Genomic DNA, 2,033 nt, shown 5'->3' with positions numbered 1-2,033 from the left:
GTGCAGGTGAAATGGGCGGTGCGAACCTCAAAACTAATACAGTTGGCTACAAGAATCCAAACAGTTTAGAAGCCGATCTTTATGGTGCTAGACTGGATATTGCAAAAGACAGTTGGAAGTTTAGGATGGGCATAACGCATATAGGAGATAAAGGAGATATCATCTCTCCTTGGAGAGCATTTCCTACAGGAGGGTTTGGATACTCTTTACTTCAATATAATTGGTATGCCAATACGACTTCTTATCTTTTAGAGAGCAAGTATTCATTTAAGCACTATCATCTTCAGACGATCTTGCGTTATGCTGTACAGGATTTCGATGATAAAAAACCAGGAGTGCAAGCAGATAGTAATGTGCTTCAACTTGATCTTATCAAAAAGTTTAAAAGCGTTCCAAATCTTTATGGTAAAGTTAGAATGGTAAATGTAACTGGGGATAATAACACTATAGCATTAGGCGGTATAAAGAAACTTGACCCCTCTTATAACGAGATTAGATTTGAACTTAATTATTTATTTTAAAGGAAAGTAGATAATTTCAGATTAGTAATGTATAAAAACCTTATAAAATATATAACTTTATAAGGTTTTCATCACTCATTTAGAATACTTGAATGCAGCTATAGCTATAAATGTTAGATTATAGGTTTTGCGGTGCTCTAAAGCCAAAATATAAGGTATGACTACACTATATCTTTTACTTTTTAGCTATAATCTGAAAATAATTGACTCAAAGAAATATTTTAAGAATAGGAAGAAAAATGTACCCAAGATCAAAGATAAGAGAAGGCTTTTCAATGAAAGTGAGTGGGGTCCATCTTACCCGTCCAGACCTGCATAATATAGCGGCAGAATTAGGTATAGGGACTAGAGATGTACTTATAAAAGATGGAATACTTACCGTTTATAACACATCTAAAGTATGTCAGGATATTATAGATGATAATGCTTTAGCGTCATTTGTCGCAATGACCTTAAATATCTCTCCTGAAGATATTACTGATATCAAAGCGGTGGTAGAAGAACCTGTGAAGATGGAGTTTGATTTAAGTGAATTTGAGGATGACGATGATGACTAGTCTTTTGGATATTTTATCAAATCGATTTCACTATTAATGGTCATTTTTATTTAAAAATACTGTTATATTAACAAGTAAGATAAAGGAGAGTAATTGCACCTTTATCTCAGGAATTATCTTACTCGTTGTCTTCTTCATCTTTAGCTATCTCTTCACGTATTTGATCCATATCAAGCCCTTTAACGTGCTTGATGAGCTTGCCAAAAGCTTCTTCAGGTAGGGAACCTGCTTGATTAAGTAAGATGATACCATCTCTGACTACCATAATTGTTGGGATAGATTGGATACCATATTGTGCTGATATAGCTTGCTGTTCTTCTGTGTTGAGTTTAGCAAAAACGACATCAGGGTAGTTTTCTGATACTTTTTCAAAAATGGGAGCAAACTGTATACAAGGACCACACCAAGGTGCCCAAAAATCGATAATAACTATTTCGTTATTATCAAGTGTTTCGTTAAAGTTTTTTGTCGTTAAATCTATATATGCCATAGTCTTTCCTTTGTATGAAAATGGAGTATAGCATAGCGATTATTTTTATTTTCTTAATGTTATAACTTAGATAATTTATGTTTATGTTTTTCTTCCTCATATGATATTTATGATGAACAGCTAGGTTTTCTATTGATTGATTTCCCCATTTTTTACCACATAAGACTTCGACATATTTACCGAGTGATAAATAGTAGTACCATACTTCTTGCTGTAGTATTGCAACAAGAGTTTTTGTAATGTTGGTTCGATGGAAGGGGTGAACCATCCGTTATTGCTTAGTACAATCATGTTTTGAGGATTGCCTTCGTAGAGTCTTTCGCTTGTAGCTTCAAAACAGATGGCATTTCTATAGCTTTTCCCGCCTATGTCGTAGTCTACGACATGTTCACTTGCCACATAATCTACCGCACCATCATAAAATACTTTGTTGACCCAGTTACTTAAAAAATCTGGTAGGGGATT

General features: G+C 34.2%; 2 protein-coding genes and 2 pseudogenes. 2 read left to right on the top strand and 2 right to left on the bottom strand.

The window, feature by feature from the left end; genetic code table 11:
• Both ABZC96_RS09860 and ABZC96_RS09855 read left to right on the top strand, forming a co-directional pair.
• A pseudogene (locus ABZC96_RS09860) lies at nt 1-521 on the top strand (hypothetical protein); the annotation flags it as partial.
• A gap of 239 nt (nt 522-760) precedes the next feature.
• Nucleotides 761-1,078, top strand: coding sequence for a hypothetical protein (locus tag ABZC96_RS09855; protein WP_373030826.1), 318 nt, complete (start codon nt 761-763; stop codon nt 1,076-1,078).
• 118 nt (nt 1,079-1,196) lie between these two features.
• Here the strand turns inward: ABZC96_RS09855 and trxA are convergent, their stop codons facing one another.
• Together trxA and ABZC96_RS09845 are read right to left on the bottom strand one after the other, a co-directional pair.
• Nucleotides 1,197-1,568, bottom strand: a complete 372-nt coding sequence (gene trxA / locus ABZC96_RS09850; protein WP_373030825.1) for a thioredoxin — start codon at nt 1,566-1,568, stop codon at nt 1,197-1,199.
• A gap of 129 nt (nt 1,569-1,697) precedes the next feature.
• Nucleotides 1,698-2,033 (bottom strand): annotated as a pseudogene (locus tag ABZC96_RS09845) (apolipoprotein N-acyltransferase); the annotation flags it as partial.

It is taken from the genome of Sulfurovum sp. (genome assembly GCF_041551015.1).
GTDB lineage: Bacteria > Campylobacterota > Campylobacteria > Campylobacterales > Sulfurovaceae > Sulfurovum.
The sequence above is the reverse complement of the archived record's forward strand: the minus strand, read 5'-3'. Positions and strand labels throughout refer to the sequence as shown.

Excerpts from the sequence above, each read along its gene's own strand:
- ABZC96_RS09855 (WP_373030826.1), top strand. The coding sequence starts at position 761 with ATGTACCCAAGATCAAAGATAAGAGAAGGCTTTTCAATGAAAGTGAGT.
- trxA (WP_373030825.1), bottom strand. The coding sequence starts at position 1,568 with ATGGCATATATAGATTTAACGACAAAAAACTTTAACGAAACACTTGAT.